Source organism: Priestia sp. FW507-14D1A (assembly GCF_058781295.1).
On the sequence record NZ_JBYSWQ010000015.1, the window covers coordinates 24,401 to 50,154 of the forward strand.

29 protein-coding genes and 1 tRNA gene are annotated in these 25,754 nt (G+C 37.9%); 25 read left to right on the top strand and 5 right to left on the bottom strand.

Going from position 1 to position 25,754, the window contains the following annotated elements:
- Position 1: 1 nt before the first annotated feature.
- The 5 genes from AC3WJG_RS25390 to AC3WJG_RS25410 all read left to right on the top strand — a co-directional run bounded on the left by AC3WJG_RS25390 (position 2) and on the right by AC3WJG_RS25410 (position 5,260).
- The gene (locus AC3WJG_RS25390) at positions 2 to 808 is read left to right on the top strand and encodes an ABC transporter permease (RefSeq protein WP_028410434.1); all 807 of its coding nucleotides are present in this window, start codon (positions 2 to 4) and stop codon (positions 806 to 808) included.
- Entirely contained in the window at positions 805 to 1,878 is a 1,074-nt protein-coding gene (locus tag AC3WJG_RS25395; protein WP_028410435.1) for an ABC transporter substrate-binding protein, read from the top strand. Before AC3WJG_RS25390 ends, AC3WJG_RS25395 begins: the two co-directional genes overlap by 4 nt.
- A gap of 218 nt (positions 1,879 to 2,096) precedes the next feature.
- Positions 2,097 to 3,209: an acyltransferase gene (locus AC3WJG_RS25400; protein WP_060745929.1), complete on the top strand. Its 1,113-nt coding sequence runs from the start codon at positions 2,097 to 2,099 to the stop codon at positions 3,207 to 3,209.
- Positions 3,210 to 3,354: 145 nt separating this feature from the next.
- Positions 3,355 to 4,032: a response regulator transcription factor gene (locus AC3WJG_RS25405; protein ID WP_102814023.1), complete on the top strand. Its 678-nt coding sequence runs from the start codon at positions 3,355 to 3,357 to the stop codon at positions 4,030 to 4,032.
- A complete protein-coding gene (locus AC3WJG_RS25410; RefSeq protein WP_060745930.1) occupies positions 4,025 to 5,260 on the top strand; it encodes a sensor histidine kinase in 1,236 nt (411 codons plus the stop codon). Before AC3WJG_RS25405 ends, AC3WJG_RS25410 begins: the two co-directional genes overlap by 8 nt.
- Positions 5,261 to 5,277: 17 nt before the next feature.
- On the opposite strand, the gene AC3WJG_RS25415 is transcribed toward AC3WJG_RS25410, so the two are convergent.
- Genes AC3WJG_RS25415 through AC3WJG_RS25425 form a run of 3 tightly spaced genes read right to left on the bottom strand, consistent with a single transcriptional unit; the run spans position 5,278 to position 7,605 of the window.
- On the bottom strand, positions 5,278 to 6,165 hold the full coding sequence (locus tag AC3WJG_RS25415; protein WP_336064384.1) for an RnfABCDGE type electron transport complex subunit D: 888 nt from the start codon (positions 6,163 to 6,165) through the stop codon (positions 5,278 to 5,280).
- Positions 6,149 to 7,078: an FAD:protein FMN transferase gene (locus AC3WJG_RS25420; protein ID WP_098250185.1), complete on the bottom strand. Its 930-nt coding sequence runs from the start codon at positions 7,076 to 7,078 to the stop codon at positions 6,149 to 6,151. The genes AC3WJG_RS25415 and AC3WJG_RS25420 overlap by 17 nt, the downstream gene beginning before the upstream one ends.
- A 14-nt stretch (positions 7,079 to 7,092) precedes the next feature.
- On the bottom strand, positions 7,093 to 7,605 hold the full coding sequence (locus AC3WJG_RS25425; RefSeq protein ID WP_028410440.1) for an FMN-binding protein: 513 nt from the start codon (positions 7,603 to 7,605) through the stop codon (positions 7,093 to 7,095).
- Between the two features lie 293 nt (positions 7,606 to 7,898).
- Here AC3WJG_RS25425 and AC3WJG_RS25430 point away from each other — a divergent pair, with 293 nt between their 5' ends.
- The 4 genes from AC3WJG_RS25430 (at position 7,899) to uvsE (ending at position 13,235) form a co-directional block, all read left to right on the top strand.
- Positions 7,899 to 8,981: a D-alanine--D-alanine ligase gene (locus tag AC3WJG_RS25430; RefSeq protein ID WP_028410441.1), complete on the top strand. Its 1,083-nt coding sequence runs from the start codon at positions 7,899 to 7,901 to the stop codon at positions 8,979 to 8,981.
- A gap of 96 nt (positions 8,982 to 9,077) precedes the next feature.
- Complete coding sequence (locus tag AC3WJG_RS25435) at positions 9,078 to 10,460, top strand: UDP-N-acetylmuramoyl-tripeptide--D-alanyl-D-alanine ligase (RefSeq protein ID WP_492588854.1); 1,383 nt, start codon at positions 9,078 to 9,080, stop codon at positions 10,458 to 10,460.
- 196 nt (positions 10,461 to 10,656) lie between these two features.
- A complete protein-coding gene (gene cshA, locus AC3WJG_RS25440) occupies positions 10,657 to 12,168 on the top strand; it encodes a degradosome RNA helicase CshA (RefSeq protein WP_016762753.1) in 1,512 nt (503 codons plus the stop codon).
- A 95-nt stretch (positions 12,169 to 12,263) separates the two neighbouring features.
- The gene (uvsE, locus tag AC3WJG_RS25445) at positions 12,264 to 13,235 is read left to right on the top strand and encodes a UV DNA damage repair endonuclease UvsE (protein WP_028410443.1); all 972 of its coding nucleotides are present in this window, start codon (positions 12,264 to 12,266) and stop codon (positions 13,233 to 13,235) included.
- An 8-nt stretch (positions 13,236 to 13,243) separates the two neighbouring features.
- Here the strand turns inward: uvsE and AC3WJG_RS25450 are convergent, their stop codons facing one another.
- The gene (locus tag AC3WJG_RS25450; RefSeq protein ID WP_098433927.1) at positions 13,244 to 13,846 is read right to left on the bottom strand and encodes a rhomboid family intramembrane serine protease; all 603 of its coding nucleotides are present in this window, start codon (positions 13,844 to 13,846) and stop codon (positions 13,244 to 13,246) included.
- Positions 13,847 to 13,910: 64 nt separating this feature from the next.
- Here AC3WJG_RS25450 and acpS point away from each other — a divergent pair, with 64 nt between their 5' ends.
- The 14 genes from acpS (at position 13,911) to AC3WJG_RS25520 (ending at position 24,814) form a co-directional block, all read left to right on the top strand.
- On the top strand, positions 13,911 to 14,276 hold the full coding sequence (gene acpS, locus AC3WJG_RS25455) for a holo-ACP synthase (RefSeq protein ID WP_025753519.1): 366 nt from the start codon (positions 13,911 to 13,913) through the stop codon (positions 14,274 to 14,276).
- Between the two features lie 58 nt (positions 14,277 to 14,334).
- A complete protein-coding gene (locus AC3WJG_RS25460) occupies positions 14,335 to 15,393 on the top strand; it encodes a LolA family protein (RefSeq protein ID WP_013055001.1) in 1,059 nt (352 codons plus the stop codon).
- A 143-nt stretch (positions 15,394 to 15,536) separates the two neighbouring features.
- Positions 15,537 to 16,697 carry an alanine racemase gene (gene alr / locus AC3WJG_RS25465; protein ID WP_028410445.1) on the top strand — a complete coding sequence of 387 codons (1,161 nt, stop codon included), beginning with the start codon at positions 15,537 to 15,539 and terminating at the stop codon, positions 16,695 to 16,697.
- Between the two features lie 200 nt (positions 16,698 to 16,897).
- On the top strand, positions 16,898 to 17,179 hold the full coding sequence (locus tag AC3WJG_RS25470; protein WP_013055003.1) for a CopG family ribbon-helix-helix protein: 282 nt from the start codon (positions 16,898 to 16,900) through the stop codon (positions 17,177 to 17,179).
- A gap of 4 nt (positions 17,180 to 17,183) precedes the next feature.
- A complete protein-coding gene (gene ndoA / locus AC3WJG_RS25475) occupies positions 17,184 to 17,534 on the top strand; it encodes a type II toxin-antitoxin system endoribonuclease NdoA (RefSeq protein ID WP_013055004.1) in 351 nt (116 codons plus the stop codon).
- 157 nt (positions 17,535 to 17,691) lie between these two features.
- Positions 17,692 to 18,528: an RsbT co-antagonist protein RsbRA gene (locus tag AC3WJG_RS25480; RefSeq protein ID WP_013055005.1), complete on the top strand. Its 837-nt coding sequence runs from the start codon at positions 17,692 to 17,694 to the stop codon at positions 18,526 to 18,528.
- 2 nt (positions 18,529 to 18,530) lie between these two features.
- On the top strand, positions 18,531 to 18,887 hold the full coding sequence (locus AC3WJG_RS25485) for an STAS domain-containing protein (RefSeq protein ID WP_013055006.1): 357 nt from the start codon (positions 18,531 to 18,533) through the stop codon (positions 18,885 to 18,887).
- A 3-nt stretch (positions 18,888 to 18,890) separates the two neighbouring features.
- Positions 18,891 to 19,292 (top strand): anti-sigma regulatory factor, encoded by a 402-nt coding sequence (locus AC3WJG_RS25490; RefSeq protein WP_013055007.1) that lies wholly within the window; start codon positions 18,891 to 18,893, stop codon positions 19,290 to 19,292.
- 13 nt (positions 19,293 to 19,305) lie between these two features.
- Positions 19,306 to 20,316, top strand: coding sequence for a PP2C family protein-serine/threonine phosphatase (locus AC3WJG_RS25495; protein WP_013055008.1), 1,011 nt, complete (start codon positions 19,306 to 19,308; stop codon positions 20,314 to 20,316).
- Between the two features lie 59 nt (positions 20,317 to 20,375).
- Positions 20,376 to 20,708: an anti-sigma factor antagonist gene (locus AC3WJG_RS25500; protein ID WP_013055009.1), complete on the top strand. Its 333-nt coding sequence runs from the start codon at positions 20,376 to 20,378 to the stop codon at positions 20,706 to 20,708.
- Positions 20,705 to 21,190, top strand: coding sequence for an anti-sigma B factor RsbW (rsbW, locus tag AC3WJG_RS25505; RefSeq protein WP_025753516.1), 486 nt, complete (start codon positions 20,705 to 20,707; stop codon positions 21,188 to 21,190). The genes AC3WJG_RS25500 and rsbW overlap by 4 nt, the downstream gene beginning before the upstream one ends.
- Positions 21,156 to 21,950, top strand: a complete 795-nt coding sequence (sigB, locus tag AC3WJG_RS25510) for an RNA polymerase sigma factor SigB (RefSeq protein ID WP_013055011.1) — start codon at positions 21,156 to 21,158, stop codon at positions 21,948 to 21,950. Before rsbW ends, sigB begins: the two co-directional genes overlap by 35 nt.
- Positions 21,950 to 22,555: a PP2C family serine/threonine-protein phosphatase gene (locus AC3WJG_RS25515; protein WP_034276828.1), complete on the top strand. Its 606-nt coding sequence runs from the start codon at positions 21,950 to 21,952 to the stop codon at positions 22,553 to 22,555. The genes sigB and AC3WJG_RS25515 overlap by 1 nt, the downstream gene beginning before the upstream one ends.
- A gap of 84 nt (positions 22,556 to 22,639) precedes the next feature.
- The gene (locus tag AC3WJG_RS25520; RefSeq protein ID WP_098524662.1) at positions 22,640 to 24,814 is read left to right on the top strand and encodes a Tex family protein; all 2,175 of its coding nucleotides are present in this window, start codon (positions 22,640 to 22,642) and stop codon (positions 24,812 to 24,814) included.
- 56 nt (positions 24,815 to 24,870) lie between these two features.
- Here AC3WJG_RS25520 and cmpA read toward each other — a convergent pair whose 3' ends face one another.
- The gene (gene cmpA / locus AC3WJG_RS25525; RefSeq protein WP_013055014.1) at positions 24,871 to 24,987 is read right to left on the bottom strand and encodes a cortex morphogenetic protein CmpA; all 117 of its coding nucleotides are present in this window, start codon (positions 24,985 to 24,987) and stop codon (positions 24,871 to 24,873) included.
- A 109-nt stretch (positions 24,988 to 25,096) separates the two neighbouring features.
- Here cmpA and AC3WJG_RS25530 point away from each other — a divergent pair, with 109 nt between their 5' ends.
- Positions 25,097 to 25,546 carry a SprT family protein gene (locus AC3WJG_RS25530; RefSeq protein WP_060745937.1) on the top strand — a complete coding sequence of 150 codons (450 nt, stop codon included), beginning with the start codon at positions 25,097 to 25,099 and terminating at the stop codon, positions 25,544 to 25,546.
- Between the two features lie 134 nt (positions 25,547 to 25,680).
- Positions 25,681 to 25,752, top strand: a tRNA-Asn gene (locus tag AC3WJG_RS25535).
- Positions 25,753 to 25,754: the final 2 nt, after the last annotated feature.

Below are 25,754 nucleotides of genomic sequence, written 5' to 3' on the forward strand. Positions count from 1 at the left end.
AATGAAGAGAAAGTGGAAGTTCAGCCACCTTTATTTATTTCTTGTATTTTTCATTTTATACGCGCCCATTTTTTATTTAATGTATTACTCTTTTAACAGCGGAGGAAACATGCGTGAATTTGAAGGGTTTACGTTAGATTGGTACAAAGAAGTGTTTCAAGACACGCGTTTGCTTATTATTGTTTTGAATACTCTTATTATTGCTCTACTGTCTTCGGGTATTTCAACTATTATTGGCGTGATAGGGGCACTTGCTATCGTATACGTGAAGCGCAGACGTGTTCAAAATACGCTGTTAACATTTAATAATGTGTTAATTGTGAGTCCAGATGTTATTATTGGCGCATCTTTTTTAATTCTATTTACCATTATCGGTGTAAAGCTCGGATTTATATCGGTATTATTAGCGCATATTGCATTCAGTGTACCGATCGTGGTCATCATGGTTCTGCCTAAGCTGCAGGAAATGAGTCCGACACTGCTTGATGCAGCCCGTGATTTGGGCGCAAGCCGCTTTGAAGTACTTTCAAAAGTGGTATTGCCATTTATTCGTCCGGGTATCTTTGCAGGCTTTTTTATGGCTTTAACTTACTCTTTGGATGATTTTGCGGTTACGTTCTTTGTGACCGGGAACGGTTTTTCTACGCTTTCAGTAGAAATTTATTCGTTAGCAAGAAGAGGGGTCTCGTTGAAAATCAATGCTCTTTCTACTCTTATTTTCATGTTTACCGTGCTGATTGTAATTGGTTATTACTTTATCAGTCAGCGATATAGCAATAAAGTGAAAGGGGTGGCGACTGGAAAATGAAGCAATTAGCAAAGCCGTTTATCTTCATCGTCATCCTTTCTTTCGTTCTTATGTATGTGGTTCATCATTTGAACAATGCCGAAGGATACTCTGGAGGAGATACGCTGACCGTCTATAATTGGGGAGATTATATTGATCCTGATTTAGTGAATCAGTTTGAAAAAGAAACCGGAATTAAAGTCATTTATCAGACCTTTGATTCGAATGAAGCAATGATGACAAAAATTGAACAAGGCGGTACGACATTTGATATTGCTGTGCCTTCTGAGTACGCGATTAGCAAGATGCGTGAAGAAAATTTGCTATTGCCAATTGATCATTCGAAGCTGCCTAATTTAAAATACATTAATCCACGTTTTTTAGACTTATCCTTTGATCCTGGCAATCAGTACTCTATTCCTTATTTTTGGGGAACTGTGGGTATTGTGTATAACTCTGATATGATTCATGGCAAGAAGATAAAAAGCTGGAATGATTTATGGGATCCTAAGCTGAAAAATCAAATTTTACTTGCAGATGGCGCTAGAGAAGTGATGGGAATGGGGCTAAACAGCTTAAATTATTCATTAAATGATACGAATAAAGCCCATCTTCAAGAAGCAAAAAGAAAGCTTGATACATTAACACCAAATGTAAAAGCTATTGTAGGAGACGAGATTAAGATGCTCCTAGCAAATGAAGAAGCGGCAATTGGCGTTGTTTGGTCAGGCGATGCTTCTGAGATTATGAGTGAAAACGATAAGCTGAATTACGTTGTTCCAGAAGAAGGTTCGAATTTATGGTTTGATAACATGGTTATTCCAAAAACGGCTAAAAACGTAGAAGGCGCACATAAATTCATGAATTTTATGCTGGATCCTAAACACGCTGCTCAAAATGCGGAATATGTAGGATATTCTACGCCTAATAAAAAAGCGTTAGAATATTTGCCGAAAGAAGTAGCGGAAGATGAACGTTTTTACCCAGAGGAAGAACTAACAAAAAAGCTTGAGGTATATAATAACTTAGGCAAACGAATGCTTGCTTATTACAATGAATTATTTTTGGAATTTAAAATGCACCGTAAATAAAAGGAACTTAATTAGGTCTTTGTACTCAAGTTCTTTATTGTTTTTGTAAATTCAGTTGCGTGATAGCAAGAGGAAAGATAAAATACAAACGAGTAAAGCTAATAACATTTATTTTATGTTATTAGCTTTTTTATTTGTAAAACGGGAAAGATAAGAAAAAATTGAATGTTCTATTATTCATCCAGAATTTATATTTCACATTATATAGGAGAGAAAAAGTGAAGCAAAAACAAAAGCAGCATATTCAATCCATTTATTTTCTACGGTTATTCGCTATGATGATGGTTGTGCTCGTACATGTAACAGCAGCATATGCAACGGTACTGCCATTTGCAAGCGAAGCTTATCAGAAATATCATTTTCTTAACCGAATTGTTCGAATTGAAGCAGGGATCTTTATTGTGATTACAGGTTTGGTTTTCTTTTATAGTTATATTAACAAGCCTTTAACAAAGACTTTATGGAAAACGTATTATGCTCGAAGAGTGACATATATTTTGGTTCCCTATATTGTTTGGGCACTTATTTATGAATTTTATTCGTACTATGTAGGAGCAACAGAATTAAATGCAGCTGATATTGTGAAACGTATTTTACGCGGAGAGTCCTACTATCAGCTTCATTTTATCTTTTTAATTGTACAAGTTTATCTCGTGCTGCCGGTTTTTGTATGGCTAGCACAAAAAGTAACCATTTTCAAAAAATACATGTGGCTGTTTGGCATTATCATTCAGCTTGGTTATTTAATGCTTAACAATACGTATCATATCACTTCATTTAATTTGTTTTTAAATACAATGGCTACGTTTTTACTTGGCGGTTGGATTGGCATTTATTATCGCGAACAAGTGGATAAAAAGTACAGTCGTTCGAATATTGTATTATTTCTGGTGACGCTCGGAGCGGGAATAGCTATTTCACTGTTAAATTATCACTTGTACACAATGAAGACAATCCAAATTTCAGGCTTTACGTATGAGGCTGTTAATACGCTTTATTTGGTCGCTGGAAGTTATTTCTTCTTCCGAATTGCAGAGATATTAGCTGAAAAGCTTTCTGTGAAGTCCGTGACGATTGTTAAAAATATTGCCATGTACTCGTTTGGATTTTACTTGATTCACCCGATGGTTTTAAACTTTGTGGCAAAAGCAGTACCAATACAAGGAAACTACATGTTTCACATTGAAATTTTGGCACGCTATATTCTAACATTAGCAGGCTGTTACCTCATCATTTGGGGATGTCATCGTCTTTTACCGTTTGCTAGCTTTTTGTTTGGTAAACTGCCAAAAGAAGCGGTGTTCATTTACCGACGTCCTGATCATAAATAGCGTTTAGTTAAAAGTTATGTCTGCTTGCAGGCATAACTTTTTTTATAAAGTATAAGAGATGATAACACGCTAGTTTTAAAATATTTTTAAAAGTGACATGCTAAGATAATGCTTACTTAGGTACTCACAAAAGGGGGAATTTGATATGCGTGTACTTGTGGTAGAAGACGATGCTTCATTATTACACGGTATCGTAGAAGGCTTAAAAGAAGAAGGATATGAAGTTGATTGTGCGTCTGAAGGAGATGAAGGTTTGTTTTTAGCAGAGCAGAATATTTATGATGCTTTGATTTTAGATATTATGCTGCCGGGTATGACAGGACTTGACATACTAAAAAAGCTAAGAAAACAAAAGGTGCTGACGAAAGTTATTTTTCTCACTGCAAAGGATAGTGTAGAAGATCGAGTGAAAGGACTCGATTATGGAGCTGATGATTATTTGGTTAAGCCTTTTGCCATGGCTGAACTTTTTGCGAGGTTAAGGGTGATGCTCAGAGACTTGCAGGCAGAAGAAGGCATGATTTCATATGGTCCCATTTCTATACGAGAAGACAATCATGAAGTTATGATAAATGGGAGTGCCCTAACGTTAACGATTAAAGAATTTCAGCTTTTGGAATACTTTATTCGAAATAAAGAACAAATCCTTATTCGAGATCAAATTTTTAATCGCGTATGGGGATTTACATCTGACGTAGGAGTGGGTGTAGTAGACGTCTATGTTCACCATTTAAGAAAGAAGCTTCAGCCTTTTAATTGTGACGATTATGTACGTACAGTGAGAGGCGTAGGCTTTATGTTAAAAGGGGAAGAGCATGTTTAAAAAGACGAGAATCAGGCTTGTGTTATTTAACACAATCGTGCTGATGGTTATTTTGAGCATTTTTAGTTTAGTTTTATATTTTTATATGCAGCATGTTATTTTTTCAAATCCAGACAATCGGTTAAGTGAGATGAGCGAGCAAGTAAAAAAAAGAAATTTACATGAGATTCAGGAAAATAATGAGAGAGAAACAGAAAGACGGGTTGCGTTTTTACTTTGGAGCGGTGATAAAAAACTAATCAAAATCACACCTAAAAAAGGGTTATATACAAACGATATTGACGACTTTAAGCCTGCGCTCTCAGAAGGAAAAGCCCAAACGTCGCAAGAGGTAAACGGTCATGCTTATCGAGTGATGAATGTGAAAAACGAAGGGTATATAAAAGATCAAGACGTTTCAACGATTCAACTTGTCTTAAACGTAGATCCAGAAACTCAAACCTTAGAGCACCTTGCTTTTCTTCTTATCATTTCAGCGTTTATCGGACTGCTTCTTTCGCTTGTGGCTGGCTTGTTTTTAGCTAATCGAGCGCTTGTACCTATACAAAAGTCGTGGAACAAACAGGTCGAATTTATTGCAGATGCTTCCCATGAGTTAAGAACGCCTCTTTCCGTGATGCAAACGCATCTCGAGCTATTGTTTAGACGACCAAATCATACGATCGAGCAAGAAAGCGAAAATATTTATCAAAGCTTAAACGAAGTGAAGCGGATGACGAAGCTGGTGGGTAACTTACTAACACTGGCTAGATCTGATTCAAGTGCGCAGCTGCTAAACAAAACGGTCTTTAATATGGGCGAGCTGGTTGATAAAGTAGCTAATCAATTTGAGCCCATATTTGAACTAAAGGAGCTGCACTTCACAAGGGAAATTGAATCGTTAATGTGCGGAGGAGATCAAGAACGACTTCATCAGCTATGTATGATTTTATTAGATAACGCTTTTAAATACACGCCCTCTGGAGAAAGCATTCACATCAGTCTAAAGAAATATCATCACTCTATGACGTTAATCGTTAGAGACACAGGCGTTGGCATTGAAGCGAAAGACCTTCGATATGTGTTTGATCGCTTTTATCGAAGTGATAAGAGCCGAGCACGTGCCGAAGGAGGGTCAGGTTTAGGTCTCGCGATTGCTAAATGGATTGTACAAGCTCATGACGGAGAAATTAAGGTTTTTAGCCAAAAAAACGTGGGTACGGAATTTCATGTGAAAATTCCGCTATGAAAAAAAGCTGCCTATCATCAGGCAGCTTTTTTCGTCACTTTTTTGGTGGCGGTCTTCCACGCTTTCCATGCATTAGCAAGTAACAGGCCAATTAATAAATAGGCAAGGCCGCCAAAAACTAAGTAATCTATAGCGCTAATCGCCCCCGCAAGCAGCCCAAATTTTATTTGGTCTTTATACTTGGCAGGAGAAGTTGGCGGATCCGTCACCATGAAGAAGGCTAAAAATAAAGCGGAATTAACAAAAGGAGCTCGTAAAGCATCTGCTACATCGCCTACTCCTATTAATGACATAATCGTGAAAATAGCAAAATACACGCCCAAAAACGCAAATACTTGAGGGAATTTATTTACCTTGCTCGTCACAAGGTACCCCGTCACAAACACGAATACAATGAGCCATACGGGTAGTAAAGATAAGCTCCCCCACCAGCTTTGGCCGCTTGAAAAGACAATAAGTGAAAAGAGAAGACCAAAAGCAGCAGGGTTAAAAATAGGCTTCTTTTTTACTTTTACGAAGTGCTTCGATAAAATCGCAACAGCTACAGTGCAAAATGTGACCCAAGCAGGTGTAGAGGTGCTGAGTACTAAGGCAATAATTAATCCAGTAATAATTCCGCCGTCAGGAAGCTGAATTTTCTTTTTATAAGCAAAAGAAAATCCTAAATCTAAGGCGGCCGCCGAGCATACGGCAAGCAGTAGGTGTCCTAATCCTTGAAAGGCAGAAGGGTTGAATTCACCTAATAAAGTTAAAAGCAGAAGCATAGCGATTACATATCTTTTAGGGGTTTTAACTAGCTGCGCCCAAAGACTTATTTCTTTTGGTTTGTTTTCATCTACAATAATATAACCTTTTGGTGTACTGATATATTTAACACCGCTTCTTCGTTCAGAACGTGTGGTCATAATTTATTAATTCCTCCATATCTGATGTAAAAAAAGGAGTGAAACTAGAGTCGAAGAGCACGCCGCGTATGTCGGCATCATTCAATAAATTTACTCCTTTTTCCGCTCCTAAAATAAAAGCTGACGTAGATAATGCATCGGCCAGCATGGCAGAAGGAGCAATAGCTGTGCAACTCAACAGACTGCTTCGAGTGGATGGAGATAAGGGATTAACCAAATGATGCGTTGATGGATGTGTCTTATTTTTTCTAGCATAATTTCCTGATGTGCAGACAGCCGTATCTGTTACACGTAAAGTCAGTAGTGACTGCGTTTGAATCACAGGGTGCTGAATCCCGACTTTCCACAACTCTCCGTGTTGATTGCGTCCTTTAACTAGGATGTCTCCTCCTGCATTAATCATAAAATGCTGATAAGGAAGGGAGCGGGCAGCCAAATCAATCGCCAACCCTTTGGCGACCGCTCCAAGATCTATAATCATCGGTTTTTGTAAACAAACCGTTTTTTTATGTGTATCCAATACGATGTCTTTATAACTTCCAGAGTCGACTGCTTCGTTCACTTGTACGGGTTTTCCATATAAGTAATGTTCATTAAAACCGCGGTTTTCTAATTGCTTTCCTACCGTTGGGTCAAAGATTCCATGCGTTTCATTTGCTACTAAGATAGCAAAATGAAGGGCTTCAAATAATAGAGGACTAACAGAAACAGGCTCTTTGACATGTCTAATTAGTTTCATAACTTCGCTTGTGGCATCAAATCGACTGCATGTCGTTTCAACGGTTTTAAAAATAGTAAATGCCTTTGAAATATGGTGAAGGACATTTGCTTCCTCTGATTGCGGAGCAATTACTTGAAGTGACACGGTCGTTCCCATACATAAGACAGAGCGGCTATACGTTTTTATGGACATCGTTCGTTTCTCCTTTATGCATTCATTGCTTGCTGAAGTGCGTCATCCACGGCATTTTGAAAATCTTCTGTACTAAGCGTTGCTCCGCTCACGACGTCGACGTCTGAGCTTTGTCTTTGTACGACTTGAGCCGGAAGGTCCTCAATGTAACTTTGAGAATAGTGAGTATCCGCTTCTGTAATTTCAACTGTATCAATTCGGTCGTTTTTAATGGTCACAGATACGTAGACGGTTCCGATACGGTTGCTTCCTTGGCCAGAATACGTTCCATCTTTGTATTTTGTTTTAGGAGCAGAACTTTCGGCACTCGCTGATGACTGTTTCTTATTAGAGGAAGCAACATCTTCTCCCCAGCTGTCATTGACAATCGTTTGATTGTCTGTTTGATCCGTCGTTTTCTTCTGATGATGAGCCGGGGTGACTTGAACAGCTTGTGCATCAGATAGAGTGTTTATATAACCAGTTGCATAAATACTTCCAATGGCTACGCTGCATGCAGCAATCATCGTTTTTCCCATTTTACTCATGTTTGTTGAACCTCCTGATTTATACCAGAACTATAGTTTCGATTATTGATGGTGATCTTTAGCATAAATAAACTTTACAAATAAACTTTTAAAAAAGATTTAAAATCAAAAAAGTTTTTTTAAAAATAAATAATCCAAGTGAAAAGGTCATTTTAAATAATGAAAGGAGAAGCTGGAATTTCTTTCACAAGCCTAGCTATTTTGACATACGTAATAATAGTTAATATTTCTGTTTACTATCTAAACGTGCATGATAAAATAGAAAAGATGAATATGTGTTAGGAGGAACATCAGTGAAAATTAAGCTTGGCCTTTTATACGGAGGAAAATCCGCTGAACATAAAGTATCTTTACAAACAGCTCTAGCAGTTTCAAAAGCAATTAATCACGATAAATATGAAGTGCATCCAATTTACATTACAGAAACAGGAAAGTGGATTCGCGGCACACAGCTGACTGGTCCGCTTGAAACAGTTGCTCAATTAGAAATTCAAGATAACGGAACAGCTATTTCACCAGTTTCATTGAATACAGAAATGTTTGCATTAACAGATTCAAAAACAGATGATCAGCTAGATGTTATTTTCCCACTTCTTCATGGTCCAAATGGAGAAGATGGTACGGTACAAGGATTATTAGAATTATTAAATATTCCTTATGTTGGAAACGGTGTATTAGCTTCAGCAGCTGGTATGGATAAAGTTGTAATGAAGCAGCTGTTTGCACAGGCAGGTCTGCCTCAAGTAGAGTACGTATCATTTATCCGCCGCGAGTGGGAAGCAGATCGAACGGCTGCTTATGAAAAAGTAGAAGCACTTGGATACCCTTGCTTTGTTAAACCGGCAAACTTAGGTTCAAGCGTTGGGATTAGCAAATGTGATAACCGCGAAGAGCTAGAAGCGGCATTTGTTGAAGCTTTCTTATTCGATCGGAAAATCATTGTAGAAGCAGCAGCAGTTGGCCGTGAAGTTGAAATTGGTGTGTTAGGGAATGATGAAGCAGCTTGTTCAGTAGTTGGAGAAATTTTACCTAAAAAAGCGTTTTACGATTACAAAGCCAAATATGAAGACGGCGATACAGGTCTTATTATTCCAGCTGAAATTACAGAAGAACAGCATCAAGAAATGTCAGCACTAGCAATCAAAGCATTTAAAGCAATTGATGGATCTGGTCTTGTACGTGCAGATTTCTTCTTAACATCAGAAGGTAAATTCATTATTAATGAAGTGAATACGATGCCTGGTTTTACACCTTTCAGTATGTTCCCGTTATTGTGGAAACACGCAGGTGTTGAATATCCAGATTTAATTGAAAAACTTGTATCACTAGCAATTGAACGTCATACCGAAAAGCAGCAAATTAAACACACAATGTAACTCACACAACACTATTCATCATGAATAGTGTTTCTGTGTTTAGTTTCAATTAATGTTATCCATAGTTTACTTTATATCGAGAGGAGCAAACCAACAATGATTAAACGTACGCTTACACAGCTAGCTGCAATGATTCCAGGAAGTGTATTCCATAGCGGGAACAAAGCAGCTGTAATTGAGGGAGTCTCAATTGATACGAGAACCATTCAGCAAGGTAATTTATATATCCCAATTAAAGGGGAACGTTTTAACGGGCATACATTTGTTCATAAAGCAATTGAAAACGGAGCGGTCGCTACACTGTGGAACAAAGATGAAGAAAATCCACCGACAGACATTAGTGTTATTTTAGTCGATGATACGCTAGAAGCTCTTCAGCAATTAGCGAAATCCTATCGTCATGAGTTGGATATTAAAGTAGTGGGCATTACAGGAAGTAACGGAAAAACAACGGCAAAAGACATGGTGAAAGCTGTGCTTGATACAACTTACCGTGTTCTGAAAACAGATGGAAACTTTAATAATCATATTGGCATGCCGCTTACTATTTTGCTTTTAGATGAAACTCATGATATTGCAGTTTTAGAAATGGGCATGAGCAGCCGAGGGGAAATTGAGTTTCTTTCTAATTTAGCGGAGCCTGATGTGGCCATTATTACAAATATCGGAGAATCGCACCTTCAAGACTTAGGAAGCCGCGATGGAATTGCGGAGGCGAAATTAGAAATTACAAGCGGTTTAGCGCCAACAGGTCAGCTTGTCTATAATGGTGATGAGCCACTTTTAACATCACGCGTAGTTAATCCAGTATTTGAAACGGTGACATTTGGCAGCTCAGAACAAAACGATTTATATCCAAGTGCTATTTCAGCTGAAGAGTTAGGCACCACATTCACTGTTTCACGTGAAACAACATATTCGTTCTTTATCCCGGTATTAGGTAAACATAATGTTCACAATGCGCTTTCTGCTATTGCGGTAGGTCATTATTTTGGACTAGACAATGAAACAATCGCTAAGGGATTAAAAGAATTAAAGCTAACCAATATGCGTATGGAGCTCGTGAAACGAACAGATGGCCTGACCTTCATTAATGACGCATATAATGCAAGCCCAACGTCCGTTAAAGCTGCTATCACGCTGATGCATGATGTAGAAGGCTATAAGCAAAAAATTCTTGTTCTCGGGGATATGCTTGAATTAGGCGATCAGGAAAAAGAGTTCCACAAAGAAGTGGGAGAGTTTATTCAAGCAGAAAAAATTGATTATGTTCTAACATACGGCCCCTTATCTGTTGAAATTGAGCAAGGAGCAAAAAATAATTTTGCAGAAGATAAGGTAATGCACTTTGAGGAGAAAGATGAGCTTGTTAAAAAATTAACAGCGATTACAACAAGAGAAGATGTGGTTTTAGTGAAAGCATCTCGAGGGATGAAGCTTGAGGAAGTTATCTCAAAAATGATGCATAAATTACCGTGATATTAAAAAGAGTATAAGTAAGCTCTATTGCAAACGGAAAGCCATAGTGTTATGATGTAGTCTGAGTGTCTTGAGGCGCTTATACTCTAAACGTTGAATTTATTGAAGTAGTCGTTTAGAGCATTTTCCGTTTCCTCGGAGAATGCTTTTTTTTGTAAAATATAGATAGTCTAAATATAAAAGGAGTTTGAAAAACTTGGCATTATTTCAAGATTTAGGATTAAGTCAACAGCTTAATAAAGCTGTGAGTAAAATGGGTTTTGAAGAAGCAACACCAATTCAATCAGAAACTATCCCATTAGCACTAGAAGGTCACGATTTGATCGGACAAGCACAAACAGGAACAGGGAAAACAGCGGCATTTGGTATTCCTCTTATTGAAAAAGTTGATGTAAACGTAGATGCAATTCAAGGGTTAATTATTGCTCCTACTCGTGAACTTGCTGTACAGGTATCTGAAGAACTTTACAAAATTGGTCAAACAAAGCGCGTACGCGTGCTATCAATTTACGGTGGTCAAGATATCAGTCGTCAAATTCGTGCATTGAAAAAGCACCCTCATATCATCGTAGGGACACCAGGGCGTATGCTAGATCATATTAATCGTCGTACACTTCGTCTACAAGATGTTCATACAGTTATTTTAGATGAAGCAGATGAAATGTTAAACATGGGATTCATCGAAGACATTGAAAAAATCTTATCAAACGTACCTGAGAACCACCAAACACTTTTATTCTCAGCAACAATGCCTACTCCAATCCGTCGCATTGCTGAAAAATTCATGAACGAACCAAAAGTGGTAAAAGTACAAGCAAAAGAAGTAACGATGCCAAACATTACGCAGTATTATTTAGAAGTACAAGAAAAGCGTAAATTTGATATCCTTACTCGTCTTTTAGATATGCAATCACCTGAATTAGCTATCATCTTTGGTCGTACAAAGCGCCGTGTTGATGAGTTATCAGAAGCATTAAATATGCGTGGTTATTCTGCACAAGGTATCCATGGTGACTTGACGCAGTCGAAACGTCTATCTGTACTACGTCAATTTAAAGAAGGTTCTATTGATGTATTAGTTGCAACGGACGTAGCTGCACGCGGACTTGATATTTCTGGTGTTACTCATGTATACAACTTTGATATCCCTCAAGATCCAGAGAGCTATGTACACCGTATCGGACGTACAGGACGTGCTGGTAAAATGGGTGCTGCTATGACATTTGTAACGCCAAGAGAAACTGGACAGTTACACAATATTGAGCGTACAACAAAACGTAAAATGGAGCGTCTTACTCCTCCAACGCTTGATGAAGCAATGGAAGGTCAACAGCGTATTGCAGCTGACAAATTAACAGAATCTGTGACACAAGGCAACTTATCTTACTACAAACAGTTGGCGGAAGAGTTACTTGAAGAGCACGATTCAGTTTCATTAGTGGCAGCAGCAATCAAATTATTTACAAAAGAACCAAACGAATCACCAATTCAATTAACTGCTGAACCACCGGTAATTGCAAAAGGTGATAAAAACAAACGTGGAAATGGCGGAGGTCGTTCACGTTCTAACTCTAAAAACTACTCACAGCAAAATCGTCGTGGAAACTCAAAGCGTTTTGGTGACAAGCGTCGCGGTGGAAGCAACGGCAGTGATAATAGAAATCGCAATAGCAGCAGTAATCGTAAAGATTCTCGCAGCAAAGCGTAAAATAAAAACGAGCCTTAACAGGCTCGTTTTTTTTATGTGTTAATTGCTATTTTATTGGTGCACACTATGAGTAAAATAAAATGGGGTGTTCACTGATGTCGACCATTGTTCGGTTAGGTTATGTGGCGATGAGCGTTCATTTGGAAAATAGTTCTCCTTCTCAAACAATGACTTTTGCACAATTTCAGCGTGTGAAAGACCATGAAGCGGCCATTCGCAAGCTCGAACGTATTGCAATATCCAACTTAGAAAACTGCTTACGGTTATTAAAACACAATGCGTGGAGTGAAATTGAGTTTTTTCGATTCAGTTCTAAGTTAATTCCATTAGCTAACCATGAGGCGCTAAAAGAGTGGAACTACATAGCTCCTTTAAAAGATGCTCTTCAGCGTATTTCTGTATTTTTGAAGGAACATCCAATGCGAGTAGATTTTCACCCGGATCATTTTGTTGTTTTAAACTCAACGGATAAAGAGGTTTTTAAGCATTCTATCCAAACTCTTCGCATGCATCAAAAATTGCTGAAAGGAATGGATATTCCGCTTCAAAATCGCTGTGTTTTACATGTTGGAGGAGCTTATAATGATAAAGAAAAAGCACTGGAGCAGTTTATTCATAATTGGGGGCTTGTACCTCAATCCCTTCAGCAAATGATTATGTTAGAAAACGACGATACAACCTTTCATATAAAGGACGTCTTGTATTTATGTGAAAAACTAAATGTCCCAATCATTTTTGATCTTCATCATCATCAGGCAAACAACGATGAAACTTCATGGCAAGAGCATTGGGACCGTATCATTAGAACGTGGGAACAGGAAACGCTTCCTCTAAAAATGCATATATCTAGTCCTAAAAGTGATAAAGAATTTAGAGCCCATGCAGATTATATCGATGTTAATGGGTTTTACAGCTTTTTAAAAGAAGTAAATGGAACGATACCGCAAATTGATTGCATGATTGAAGCTAAGAAAAAAGATGAAGCGCTCTTTCAGTTAGTAAGAGACTTGAAGTCTTATGAAGATGTGGAATTTATTAACTCATCCACTTTTTATATTAAATCTTAAAGCAGGCCTCATATCTGTGGCTTGTTTTTCTGTTTGAACGCGAGAAAAGAGAGAAGAAATCCAGCAATACCTCCAACGAAATGAGCTGTGTTGTTGGTTCCTGGCGTTAGCAGACCTGAAAGTAATCCAATAATTAAAAAGACGACAATGATTTGCTGGTTACTTTTAGAAAGCATGTGCTTTTGTTTTATTACAAGGTAGAGGTAAAACCCAAGCAGCCCGAAAATGGCACCGGATGCACCCACATGGCTGTAGAAAGAAGATTGGATTAGAAATGTAACGATATTTCCAAGCAATCCACACGTAAGGTAGAATAGAAGAAACTTATAAGAAGAAAGAATACGCTCAGCACCTGGCCCTAACAAGAACAATGAAAATGAGTTAAATAGAAGGTGTGAAAAGCTTAGGTGCAAAAAGATAGGTGTGAAAAGTCGCCAGTAGTCTCCTTGAGAAATTAAGCTATTCACACCAATAAGCTGATGTATAAAAGATTCTGCAAGGTGTGAGGGGAGAGCGGCAAGTAACCATAGCGCAATGTGGATGCAGATAAGCGTGAAGGTAACAGGATAAAAACGTTTAAATTCAGCTGCATTTTCTGTGCGTACGAACATATTTGTCACTCCTTTTTATAAAGGCATTTTTATATACTATTCTGTAAGAGAGGATTAAATGAAAATGATTATAGGAACTGGAATTGATATTACAGAGTTAGAGCGGATTGAAAAAATGGTGCAGCGTCAAAGTGCTTTTGTTACTCGGATTTTAACAAAAAATGAAAAAGAACGCTATGAAAAGCTATCAAGCCGACGTAAGGTCGAATTTTTAGCAGGAAGATTTGCTGTGAAGGAAGCATATTCGAAAGCTCTTGGAACAGGAATAGGAAAAGATTTCAGCTTCCAAGATATCGAAATTGTGAATGATGAAAGAGGAAAACCCCACATTGTTACAAAACAACCGCTGGACGCGTCTGTACACGTATCTATTTCCCACAGTGCGCACTATGCGATTGCTCAAGTAATTATTGAACGCTTGTCAAGCTAGTCTGCATATTCACTATTTCTTGTTCATATATTCATAGTGTGGATAGGGGAGACAAGATATGTTCTTGCTTCTCCGTTTAGCTGTGAATATACGAAATAAAGGAGTTGGGGAAATGCATAAAAAATGGATTGGCTTATTTGTTTGCGCCTTTTTTCTCTTAGCCTTATCAGCATGCGGTGAAAAAAGTCAGCAGGATGTAACAGATGCATTGGATGCCAAGGTACAAGAAATGGCGGGTTATAAATCAGATGCTAAGATGACATTAAATACAGGGAAAGATGCTCAAGTATACGATGTAGAGATTTGGCATAGTAAGCCTATGTATTATCGAGTGAATTTGAAAAATACAAAGAAAGATCAAAGCCAAATGATTTTGCGTAATGATGAAGGGGTTTTTGTTTTAACGCCCGCCTTAAATAAAAGCTTTCGTTTTCAAAGTGACTGGCCGCAAAATAGCAGTCAAGCTTATTTGTATGAATCCCTCGTCCAAGATATTGTGAAGGATGAAAAGGCAAGTTTTAAATCAACGGATAAGCATTATATTTTTGAAACAAAAACCAACTATCAAAATAGCACGATGCTTCCTAAACAAGAAATTACGCTGAACAAAAGTGACTTAGCGCCTGTTTCGGTTAAAATTATGGATACGGATAATAAAGTATTAATAAAAGTTGATTTCTCTAAGGTCAAATTCGATTCTAAGTTTGATAAAGGGGCTTTTGATACAAAAAGAAATATGACAAGTGCAAAGATTGATGTTCCGACATTAGCTCAGCAAAAATCATTTAGCGTCCTTTATCCTAAGGATGTTCCAAAAGGTACAAAGCTGTCCAAGGAGAAGAAAATTGAGACAGAAAATGGCGAAAGAGTCGTTTTAATGTACAAAGGAGAAAAGCCGTTTACGCTTGTACAAGAAAAAGCGCAAGTAGCTAAAACAGCGACATCTACAGTTACTGCCGGAGAGCCGTTTGATTTAGGTTTTACTGTGGGAGCTTTAACGGATAAAAGTCTATCTTGGACATATAATGGAGTAGACTTTATGCTGGCTTCTGATCAGCTAACACCAGATGAATTGAGTACAGTTGCTAGATCTGTGCAAAGTCAGATGGGAAAATAAGAGAAGCTTACAAGCCTGCATATATGTAGGCTTGTTCTTGCTTAATTTGAATAAAGATCGAGATGAAGTTTGGCTATAGATGTATTATACTAACAGAGGAAAGTACGTTTAGAATGGTTCTGAAAAAAGGAAGTGTCGTAGTAATGGATGCATTTTATAGAGAAACATGGGCAGAAATTGATGTAGAAGCCATTTTTCAAAATGTGAATCATGTAAGAGAACTGATACCGGGGCATAAAACGTTAATGGCCGTAGTGAAGGCGAATGCGTACGGGCATGGAGATAAAGAAGTAGCAGAGATTGCGCTTCAAGCTGGTGCTGATATGCTAGCTGTAGCTTTTTTGGATGAAGCTATTGCTCTTCGGAAAAAAGGAATAAAGGAATCCATTTTAGTATTAGGCGCTGTGCCTACCCTACACATTCAAACTGCATTGGAGTGGGATATAACAGTCACTGCTTATAGCAAAGCTTGGATTGAAGAAGCGGCGTCCATTCTAGGTGAAAACAGTCAGCTGCATATGCATTTAAAAATAGATACAGGCATGGGTCGCTTGGGAGTTAGAACAAAAGAAGAATTACACGAAACGATGAAAATCATCGCTTCTCATTCGGGATTCGTGCTGGATGGAGTGTTTACACACTTTGCAACAGCAGACGAGCTAAACTCATCTTATTTTGAAGAACAATACACATTCTTTGAAGAAATGGTTCGAATTGTGAAAGAATATAATTTTACACCTCCGATGATTCACTGTGCAAATAGCGCAGCCTTGCTTCGTCGTCCGAAAGATATCTTTAATGGCGTACGCTTAGGTATCTCTATGTATGGCTTGAGTCCTTCTGAGGAATTAAAAGAAGTCTTGCCAATTCCGTTAAAACAGGCTTTTTCACTGCACAGCCGTATCGTGCATGTTAAAAAAGTCAAAAAAGGGAGTCATATCAGTTACGGAGCTACTTATGAAGCGAAAGAAGATGAATGGATTGCTACTATCCCAGTAGGATACGCAGACGGCTGGATTCGTAAATTAAGTAATTTTGAAGTATTAGTAGATGGATTTAAAGTGCCAATTGTTGGTAGAATCTGCATGGACCAATTGATGATTAAATTACCTAAAATGTATAAAATGGGTACAAGAGTAACATTTATTGGAAAACAAAAAGATGCTGAAATTACAATTGATGAAGTAGCGAAGCATCTTGAAACAATTAATTATGAAATCCCTTGCATGATTGCAGCAAGGGTTCCGAGGGTTTATACAAGAGATTTGCAGCATATTGATGTTAATAATTATATCTTGCGCTGAATATACATCTTCCTGAGTCAACATAAAAAGTCTGCGAACAAAAGACAATAAAATAATAACTTCCATGCATAAAAGAGGGTATCAATTGACGATAATAGTGTAGAAATTGACAGAATTAACTTTCCATTAAAGCTAATCAATGTTATGATAAGGAAAGATGAGACTATTGGTGTGTGTATTGATGTTGGAGGTGTATGTTTGTGTCTGAAGCGAGCGCAACTACAGAAATCCTAGTAAGATTACCGAAAAATTTAGTATCGGAGCTCGATCTTATGGTTAAACAAGAAAATGGCAACCGAAGTGATTTTATTCACCAAGCAACAAAATTGTACCTTCGTGAGCGAAAAAAACGCCATATTCGCGAATCAATGAGACGTGGATATATGGAGATGGCAAAGATAAACTTAAATATTGCTTCCGAGGCTTTTCTAGCAGAGTATGAAGCTGATCATACTGTGGATCGTTTAGTAAGCGGGGGGTAATGACTTGGTAGTCAAACGTGGCGACGTTTATTTTGCTGACCTATCTCCTGTTGTTGGCTCAGAACAAGGAGGCGTTCGCCCTGTACTTGTCATTCAAAATGATATAGGCAATCGTTTTAGCCCAACTGTTATTGTAGCTGCGATCACTGCTCAAATTCAAAAGGCAAAGTTACCTACGCATGTTGAAATTGATGCAAAGCGCTATGGATTTGAGCGAGATTCAGTTATTTTACTAGAACAAATTCGTACTATTGATAAACAGAGGCTAACAGACAAGATTACCCATTTAGATGATGAAATGATGGACAGAGTGGATGAAGCCTTGCAAATCAGTGTAGGACTTATCGACTTTTAGAATTATACTTCCATTTATGCTAAGTTGCTCCTTTATGAGCAACTTTTTTAATTTGACTAGGAATAATCAGTAAACGTATATTGTAATAAGAAACCTTTTAAAAATGATAATATATATATAGATATAAATGAGTGTATTGACTCACAAGGAGGACCTCATGAATCAAGATTTATTCAATTATATACAAAATCATAAATCAGAAATTTTTGATCGATGGCTAGTGTTAATGAATGATGTGGAAACAGAGCGCATTAAAAACATTGTATCCGAGCAAGTGTACGTAAATGTAAGCTCTGATTTTGTAAATTTACTTTTGGCAAAAGCATTCCGTGATCAGGAAAATTTTGCAGAGGAACTAGAGGAAGTAGTAGGACGAGTTGTGAGTTTAGGATGGCCTCTTGCTTATTTAACACAGGGTGTACGTAACTTGGGTCACGTAGTGGTCGAAGGGTATGTAAACAGTGAACATGTAAAGGCTGACCAAACTCATTCTGAATTATTCTATCGGTTTGACAAATGGTTAAGCCCTATTTATAACAAAATAGTAGAACAATACTCCAACTCGTGGGAAAATACAGTTATGTTGCAAAAAGTTGCACTTCAAGAATTGTCTGCTCCATTAATACCGGTATTTGATAAAATTACAGTAATGCCGCTTGTAGGAACAATTGACACTGATCGCGCAAAGAAAATTATGGAAAATTTATTGCAAGGTGTCGTAAAGCACCGATCAGAGGTCGTATTAATAGATATTACCGGAGTACCAGTAGTGGATACGATGGTTGCCCATCATATTATTCAAGCTGCTGAAGCCGTACGTTTGGTTGGAGCCAAGTGTTTGTTAGTAGGAATTCGTCCGGAAATTGCTCAGACTATTGTGAACTTAGGTATTAACTTAAACGAAATTATTACGAAAAATTCATTAAAAAAGGGCGTAGAGTTTGCGTTAGAAATGACTGAGCGGAAAATAGTTGATATAGAATCGGAGGAATAAACGTGAGAATACCCATTTTGAAATTGTACGACTATTTATTGGTATCCATTCAATGGGAGCTGGATGATCAAACGGCTATTCAATTCCAAGAAGATTTGCTAAGTAAAATTCATCAAACTGGAGCAAAAGGAGTGGTAATCGATTTAACTTCAATTGATATGATCGATTCATTCATCGCAAAAGTTTTAGGTGACGTGGTTAGCATGTCTAATTTGATGGGGGCTAGAGTAGTATTAACAGGTATCCAGCCTGCAGTAGCTATTACACTTGTTGAGTTAGGGATTGGCCTAAATGATGTTCTTACTGCACTCGATTTAGAAAAAGGTCTTGAGAAACTCCAATCGGAATTGGGGGATTAGTATATGGAATTCCAATCCAGCGTAAAAATCGTAACAGAATGGGACATCGTAGCGGCACGCCAATTAGGTAGAAATGTGTCGAAAGAGCTAGGGTTTGGAACAGTTGACCAAGCTCGTATTACAACCGCCATTTCTGAATTAGCTCGTAATATTTACCTATATGCGGGTAAGGGTCAAATCTATATTGAGAAATTAAATCGTGGAGGAAAAAACGGTCTTCTTGTCGTAGCAACAGATGAAGGGCCAGGTATCCCCGACGTTCGCAAAGTAATGGAAGATGGATACTCAACGTCGGGTGGACTAGGAGCTGGGCTTCCTGGGGTAAAACGATTGATGGATGAGTTTGACATCGAAACAAATGTCGGAGAAGGTACTGAGATTAAAGCAGTTAAGTGGCTCCGGTAGGAGGAAATAGATAATGTCTTTTGATAAAGAGATGAGAGATTTATACAAAGATATTTTGGGGAACTATATCCAAACACAAAATGAACAAATTTTGTATCAAGGACAAAAACTAAGTAGAAAATCTTTAGAGAATGAAATATCGCCAGAAGATATTGTGAGCATTCATAAAGAAGTGATTGAAGAAATTTATTCTGATATTCCAGAAAAAGTGCTGCATTCTCTGGACTTTTTACTTGAGGTAATGATTAGCTACGGTCTTGCTCTTCGTGAGCATCAAACATTAAAAAATAAGCAGCGGGAACTTCGTTCTGAAATTGAAGTTGCCGCTAACGTCCAGCAGACGCTGTTGGGGACAAAGGTTCCGGCTAGTTCAACTTTAGAAATTGGCGCGATTAGCGTACCGGCTAAACAGATGAACGGAGATTATTTTCACTTTGTAGAAGAAGAGCACGGCGGGTTAAGTATTGCCATTGCCGATGTGATCGGAAAAGGAATTCCAGCTGCAATGTGTATGTCTATGATCAAGTATGCAATGGACAGCTTACCGGACTCAAGAAAAAATCCAAGTTATGTATTAGAGAACTTGAACAATATTGTAGAGCGAAACGTAGATCCAAGTATGTTTATTACGATGTTCTACGGAAGCTATAATCCCGAGACAAACTTATTTGATTATGCATCTGCAGGGCATGAACCAGGTTTTTATTATGATGCCAAAGCTGATTCATTTGAAGATTTGGAAGCAAAAGGACTCGTGCTAGGAGTCGATCGCCATGTGAAATATCTTCAGTACGAGCAGCAGCTTTCAAAAGGCGATATGATTGTTCTGTTAACAGATGGTGTAACAGAATGCAGAACCGAAGAAGGATTTATTGAAAGATTGGACATCATAAAATTAATTCGAAAATACATGCATTTGTCTCCTCAAGAAATTGTAGAATCTGTATATAAAGAGCTGGAAAAATTACAGCATTTTCAATTGAGGGATGACTTTACATTGATTATTTTGAAGAGTTTAGTTTAAGTATTCTAAATAAGGGTACAGAAAAGATAGCACAAAATTAGAGGGGGTCTACTAATACGATGAATTTAAAAATAGATATACAAAAGGACGGTCAAGCATATCGTATTAAGCTGGCTGGAGAGATTGACGCATATACAGCACCTAAGCTAAAAGAAAAGTTCATGGAAATTACTGAACATACCGAACCAGAAATTATAGTCGATTTAACCGATGTATCATACATGGATAGTACAGGACTAGGTGTATTTATTGCATTGTTAAAAGCCAATAAGAAAAATAACGGCTCTTTGAAATTTGTTGGTGTATCAGAGCGCATCAAGCGCTTATTTGATATTACGGGCCTCACAGACATTTTAAACGTGAATTCACAAGTAGAAGGTGGCGTAAAATGAAACAGCCTTATGACTTTGTTGAGATGAAGATTCCTGCTAAGCCAGACTACGTAGCGATTATTCGACTGACGCTGTCTGGTGTAGCGAACCGGATGGGTTTTTCTTATGATGAAATTGAAGATATGAAAATTGCTGTGAGTGAGGCATGTACAAATGCCGTGCAGCATGCTTACAAGAGTGAAGAAAATGGTGAAGTGAGAGTAGGTTTTGGTTTATTTGATGACCGTTTAGAAATCATGGTGGTCGACAAAGGTGAAAGCTTCAATTTTGAAGAGCTTAAGGAACATATAGGACCTTATGAAACATCAAAGGAAGTTGAATTTCTTCCTGAAGGTGGACTTGGTTTATATTTAATTGAAACACTAATGGATGAAGTGAAAATGGTCAATTCAAAAGGTGTAACGCTAATGATGACTAAGTATGTGCAAAGAGAGCAGGTGGAGAGTGATGAAAACACAGTCTCAACCTATGAAATTAACTAAAGAACAGGTTCAGGAACGAATTGAGCGCTTTCAAAAAACGCAGGATGAAGAAGCACAAAGTGATCTAGTAGTACATTACAAGAACCTTGTTGAATCTATTGCACGTCGTTATTCAAAAGGCAGAAGCTTACATGAAGATATTGTGCAGGTAGGGATGCTAGGACTGTTAGGAGCTATTAGAAGGTATGATGCTTCATTTGGAAGAAGCTTTGAATCGTTTGCTGTTCCTACAATCATTGGAGAGATTAAGCGATTTTTACGCGATAAAACGTGGAGTGTTCACGTGCCGCGCCGCATCAAAGAATTAGGTCCTAAAATTAAAGCAGCTGTCGAAGAGCTAACAACCCGTTTACAGCGATCTCCTCAAGTGAAAGAAATTGCTGATCATATCGGAGTGACAGAGGAAGAAATTTTAGAAACGATGGAGATGGGGCAAAGTTATCAAGCGTTGTCTGTTGATCATTCCATTGAAGCAGACTCTGATGGAAGCACTGTGACAATCCTTGATTTAGTAGGTGAACAAGAGTCGGGTTATGAGAAAACTGATCAGCGGTTAGTGTTAGAAAAAATTCTTCATGTATTAAGCGATAGAGAAAAAGAAGTGATTCGCTATACCTTTATTGAAAATCTGAGTCAAAAAGATGCCGGTGAGAAGTTAGGGATTTCTCAAATGCATGTATCTCGACTGCAAAGAAGAGCGCTTGATAAGCTAAGGACTGCAGCTCGCTCAGATTCTAACGATTCGGAGTATATGTCGTGATGACAGTAGACCCTAATACAAAGTCGATTCAAACTCATATATACCAAGAACCAAAGCAAGGGAACATATGTTGTGGAGATAGTTACTATGTCAAAGAAACGGATGACTATTTTCTATGTGCAGTGGCAGATGGATTAGGAAGCGGTGAACAAGCCAGAGCCGCTTCTGTAGCTGTTACGGATGTAGCGAAAGCTCATCATCATCTAGATGTGGATGAGATCATTTCTAAGTGCAACAAAGCTACTCGACATACAAGAGGCGCAGCAGTAGCTATTTTGAAAATTGATAAAAAACATAACGAATTTCATTATACAAATGTAGGTAATATCCGCTTTTATCTGTATTCTCCGGAGGGGAAATTAACGTACCCTCTGCCAATTCAAGGTTTTTTATCAGGGAAAATTCAAAAGTTCCGCACACAAACCTTCCCATATGACTCCGGTTCTAAATTTTTGATTCATACAGATGGCTTAGAATTAAAAGAGATTAAATCTGTTTTTGCTAACTCGATGAATGTAGATCAATTGTCGACACGGCTACAGGCAGCTATTCGATCTCATAATGACGATATTACGTATATCGCTGGTCATCTTCCAACCGCATAGCCTTTCTTTTTAGCTCACATGTGTTATTGCATGTGAGTTTTGTTACAATAGAGACAAAGTTTCATTTAGGTAGGAGGATAAGCTGTGTCTGTTGCAACGAAATTAGATAATCAAATTGTTCAGCGTGTAAGTAAAGAGGTGGAGATTTCACAAAAGCAAGTACAAAACGTAATTGCTTTAGTAGAAGACGGTAATACAGTTCCCTTTATTGCTCGATATAGAAAAGAACAAACTGGTGCTTTGGATGAAGTCCAAATCCGGAATATTTTAGATTCCTGGAACTATTTAATGAATTTAGAGGAGCGTAAAGAGGAAGTTCTTCGATTAATTAAAGAGCAAGGAAAATTAACTGAGGAACTGGCTGCTCAAATTCACCAAGCGAAGAAATTGCAGCAAGTAGAAGATTTATACCGCCCTTTTAAGCAAAAACGACGTACAAAAGCAACTGTAGCAAAAGAAAAAGGTCTTGAACCATTAGCGCAGTGGCTACTAAGTTTTCCACGTTCCGACGTGAAGAACGAAGCGAAAACATACATAAACGAAGAAGCGGGAGTTCAATCTTCTGAAGAAGCCATTCAGGGAGCCCTAGACATTGTAGCGGAACAAATTTCTGACGAAGCATCTTATCGTCAATGGATTCGTACGACCACTGTAAAGGATGGCATAATTGTTACTTCAGTCAAAGATCCTGAAAAAGATGAAAAAAATATCTATGAAATGTACTATGAATATACAGAAGCGGTAAAGCGAATCGTTCCTCATCGTATCTTAGCTATGAATAGAGGAGAAAAAGACGGCATTTTAAAAGTGAGTATTGATGCGCCTACAGATCGTATTCTTACATATTTACATAAACAAGTAATCAAAAAAAGGGATTCTTCAGCCGAAAGTTATATTATCTCAGCTATAGAAGATGCTTATAAACGCTTAATAGAACCATCTATTGAACGCGAAATCCGTAAAGAGCTATCAGAAAAAGCGGAAGAAAGAGCCATTCACATCTTTTCTGAAAACTTACGAAAACTGCTTCTCCAACCTCCATTGAAAGGGAAAGTGGTATTAGGAGTAGATCCAGCTTTTCGAACCGGCTGCAAATTAGCTGTAGTAGATGAAACAGGCAAGGTATTAAAAATTGATGTTATTTATCCACATCCTCCTGTGAGAAAAGCAGCTGAAGCGCAAAATAAATTAAAGAAAATGTTCGCTGAATACCCTATTGAAGTAGTAGCCATTGGAAACGGAACGGCATCTCGCGAAACGGAGCAATTTGTAGCGGATGTTCTTAAAGAAATTGAAAACCCAGTTTATTATTTGATTGTGAATGAAGCAGGAGCAAGCGTATATTCGGCTTCTGATGTTGCTAGAGAGGAATTTCCTGATTTTCAAGTAGAAGAGCGAAGCGCTGTATCGATTGCCAGAAGGCTGCAAGATCCGCTGGCTGAACTTGTGAAAATCGATCCTAAGTCGGTAGGAGTAGGGCAGTATCAGCATGATGTGTCTCAAAAGCAATTAAATGATTCACTGACTTTTATTGTAGAGACAGTAGTAAATCAGGTAGGAGTAAATGCAAACACGGCTTCTGCTTCGCTTCTACAATACGTTGCTGGTCTAAATAAGACAGTTGCTCAAAACATTGTAAAATATCGGGATGAAAACGGAAAATTCTCTAACCGAAAACAGCTGAAGAAAATTCCGCGTCTAGGTGCTAAAACGTATGAGCAGTGTATTGGGTTTTTACGTATTATAGAAGGTGAAGAACCTTTAGACAGAACGGGTATCCATCCTGAAACATATGGAGACGTTAAAAAGCTTTTAAAGACAGCTGAAGTGAAAGAGACTGAGCTTGGAACGGAGAAAGTAAAAGAAGCATTAAAACATATTTCTTTACCCAAAATATCAGAAGAACTAAGTATAGGGGAGCTTACTTTAAAAGACATTATAGAAGCGCTCGTAAGACCGGAAAGAGATCCTCGTGATGAACTGCCAAAACCTTTGCTCCGTCAGGATATTTTGAAGCTAGAGGATCTTGCCAAAGGTATTCAGCTTGAAGGTACGGTGCGAAACGTCGTAGACTTCGGAGCGTTCATCGATATAGGAGTTAAGCAAGACGGTCTAGTCCATATTTCTAAATTAACGAATCGGTACGTTAAGCACCCCCTCGATGTCGTTTCAGTAGGAGATTTGGTGAATGTGTGGGTAGAAGACGTAGATATGAAAAAAGGAAGAGTCGCATTGACGATGATTCCGCCCCATCAATAATAAAATTGCCTTTTCAGATTTTCTGAAAAGGCAATTTTATTTTTAAAAAGAAGTGATTAAGAAGCGGAGTTATTTTTTTGATAAAAAAACCAACATTGATTGAGCAATTTTATTTGTGCACGGTCTTTTTCAGAATAAGCGCGCCTCATTTGTTTTTGTAGCCACATTGGCATAAGGACAATCACTCCTTTTCATTTATGATAAGGTAAATAGTGAGTATGTAATGAAGTGTATGCCCAAAGAGCTAGTCAGGTGATTTCATACAGTAGAGGAGTATATAAGATGAATGATAAGGATTTACAAATACTTGTAGAAGAAATTTCATTGAAGTTGTTTCACAAACCATTTCGTCATGAAGCCACTTTTAATCCTCGTTTACGTACGACAGGTGGAAGGTATTTATTACGTACATCTAATATAGAAGTAAACTACAAATACTTTGAACAATATGGCACACAAGAAATAGTAGCAATCATTAAACATGAGCTCTGTCACTATCATTTACATATTGAGGGGAAAGGGTATAAGCATGGAGATCAAGACTTTAAAAGCCTAATGAAAGAAGTAGGGGCCCCCCGATTTTGTCAGGCATTGAAAAAAGAAAGTGATGGAAAGAAAAAAGAGCACATATATGTATGTATGCAGTGCGATCAAAAATATGTTCGAAAAAGAAAAGTGAACACGGTCAAATATGTTTGTGGAAAGTGTAAAGGTAAATTAAAAAAAATGTAGAAGATGCTTGACTAAAATAGATTGATTATGATAAATTAATAAAGCCGTCTCAAATAAACGGCAAATAAATCACAAAAACTTATTGACATTACATATAATGTCGATTACAATGTAAGAAGTCTGATAAATATTATTCCACAGTAGCTCAGTGGTAGAGCTATCGGCTGTTAACCGATCGGTCGTAGGTTCGAGTCCTACCTGTGGAGCC

Bases quoted from the DNA above. Each gene is read 5' to 3' on its own strand.
- acpS (WP_025753519.1), top strand. From the start codon at position 13,911: ATGATTATAGGAACTGGAATTGATATTACAGAGTTAGAGCGGATTGAA.
- AC3WJG_RS25425 (WP_028410440.1), bottom strand. From the start codon at position 7,605: ATGAGTAAAATGGGAAAAACGATGATTGCTGCATGCAGCGTAGCCATT.
- rsbW (WP_025753516.1), top strand. From the start codon at position 20,705: ATGAAACAGCCTTATGACTTTGTTGAGATGAAGATTCCTGCTAAGCCA.
- AC3WJG_RS25405 (WP_102814023.1), top strand. From the start codon at position 3,355: ATGCGTGTACTTGTGGTAGAAGACGATGCTTCATTATTACACGGTATC.
- AC3WJG_RS25410 (WP_060745930.1), top strand. From the start codon at position 4,025: ATGTTTAAAAAGACGAGAATCAGGCTTGTGTTATTTAACACAATCGTG.
- AC3WJG_RS25480 (WP_013055005.1), top strand. From the start codon at position 17,692: ATGAATCAAGATTTATTCAATTATATACAAAATCATAAATCAGAAATT.
- AC3WJG_RS25395 (WP_028410435.1), top strand. From the start codon at position 805: ATGAAGCAATTAGCAAAGCCGTTTATCTTCATCGTCATCCTTTCTTTC.
- AC3WJG_RS25460 (WP_013055001.1), top strand. From the start codon at position 14,335: ATGTTCTTGCTTCTCCGTTTAGCTGTGAATATACGAAATAAAGGAGTT.
- AC3WJG_RS25450 (WP_098433927.1), bottom strand. From the start codon at position 13,846: ATGTTCGTACGCACAGAAAATGCAGCTGAATTTAAACGTTTTTATCCT.
- AC3WJG_RS25530 (WP_060745937.1), top strand. From the start codon at position 25,097: ATGAATGATAAGGATTTACAAATACTTGTAGAAGAAATTTCATTGAAG.
- AC3WJG_RS25420 (WP_098250185.1), bottom strand. From the start codon at position 7,078: ATGTCCATAAAAACGTATAGCCGCTCTGTCTTATGTATGGGAACGACC.
- alr (WP_028410445.1), top strand. From the start codon at position 15,537: ATGGATGCATTTTATAGAGAAACATGGGCAGAAATTGATGTAGAAGCC.
- AC3WJG_RS25515 (WP_034276828.1), top strand. From the start codon at position 21,950: ATGACAGTAGACCCTAATACAAAGTCGATTCAAACTCATATATACCAA.
- uvsE (WP_028410443.1), top strand. From the start codon at position 12,264: ATGTCGACCATTGTTCGGTTAGGTTATGTGGCGATGAGCGTTCATTTG.
- AC3WJG_RS25390 (WP_028410434.1), top strand. From the start codon at position 2: ATGAAGAGAAAGTGGAAGTTCAGCCACCTTTATTTATTTCTTGTATTT.
- AC3WJG_RS25490 (WP_013055007.1), top strand. From the start codon at position 18,891: ATGGAATTCCAATCCAGCGTAAAAATCGTAACAGAATGGGACATCGTA.
- sigB (WP_013055011.1), top strand. From the start codon at position 21,156: ATGAAAACACAGTCTCAACCTATGAAATTAACTAAAGAACAGGTTCAG.
- cmpA (WP_013055014.1), bottom strand. From the start codon at position 24,987: ATGCCAATGTGGCTACAAAAACAAATGAGGCGCGCTTATTCTGAAAAA.
- AC3WJG_RS25500 (WP_013055009.1), top strand. From the start codon at position 20,376: ATGAATTTAAAAATAGATATACAAAAGGACGGTCAAGCATATCGTATT.
- AC3WJG_RS25495 (WP_013055008.1), top strand. From the start codon at position 19,306: ATGTCTTTTGATAAAGAGATGAGAGATTTATACAAAGATATTTTGGGG.
- AC3WJG_RS25435 (WP_492588854.1), top strand. From the start codon at position 9,078: ATGATTAAACGTACGCTTACACAGCTAGCTGCAATGATTCCAGGAAGT.
- AC3WJG_RS25415 (WP_336064384.1), bottom strand. From the start codon at position 6,165: ATGACCACACGTTCTGAACGAAGAAGCGGTGTTAAATATATCAGTACA.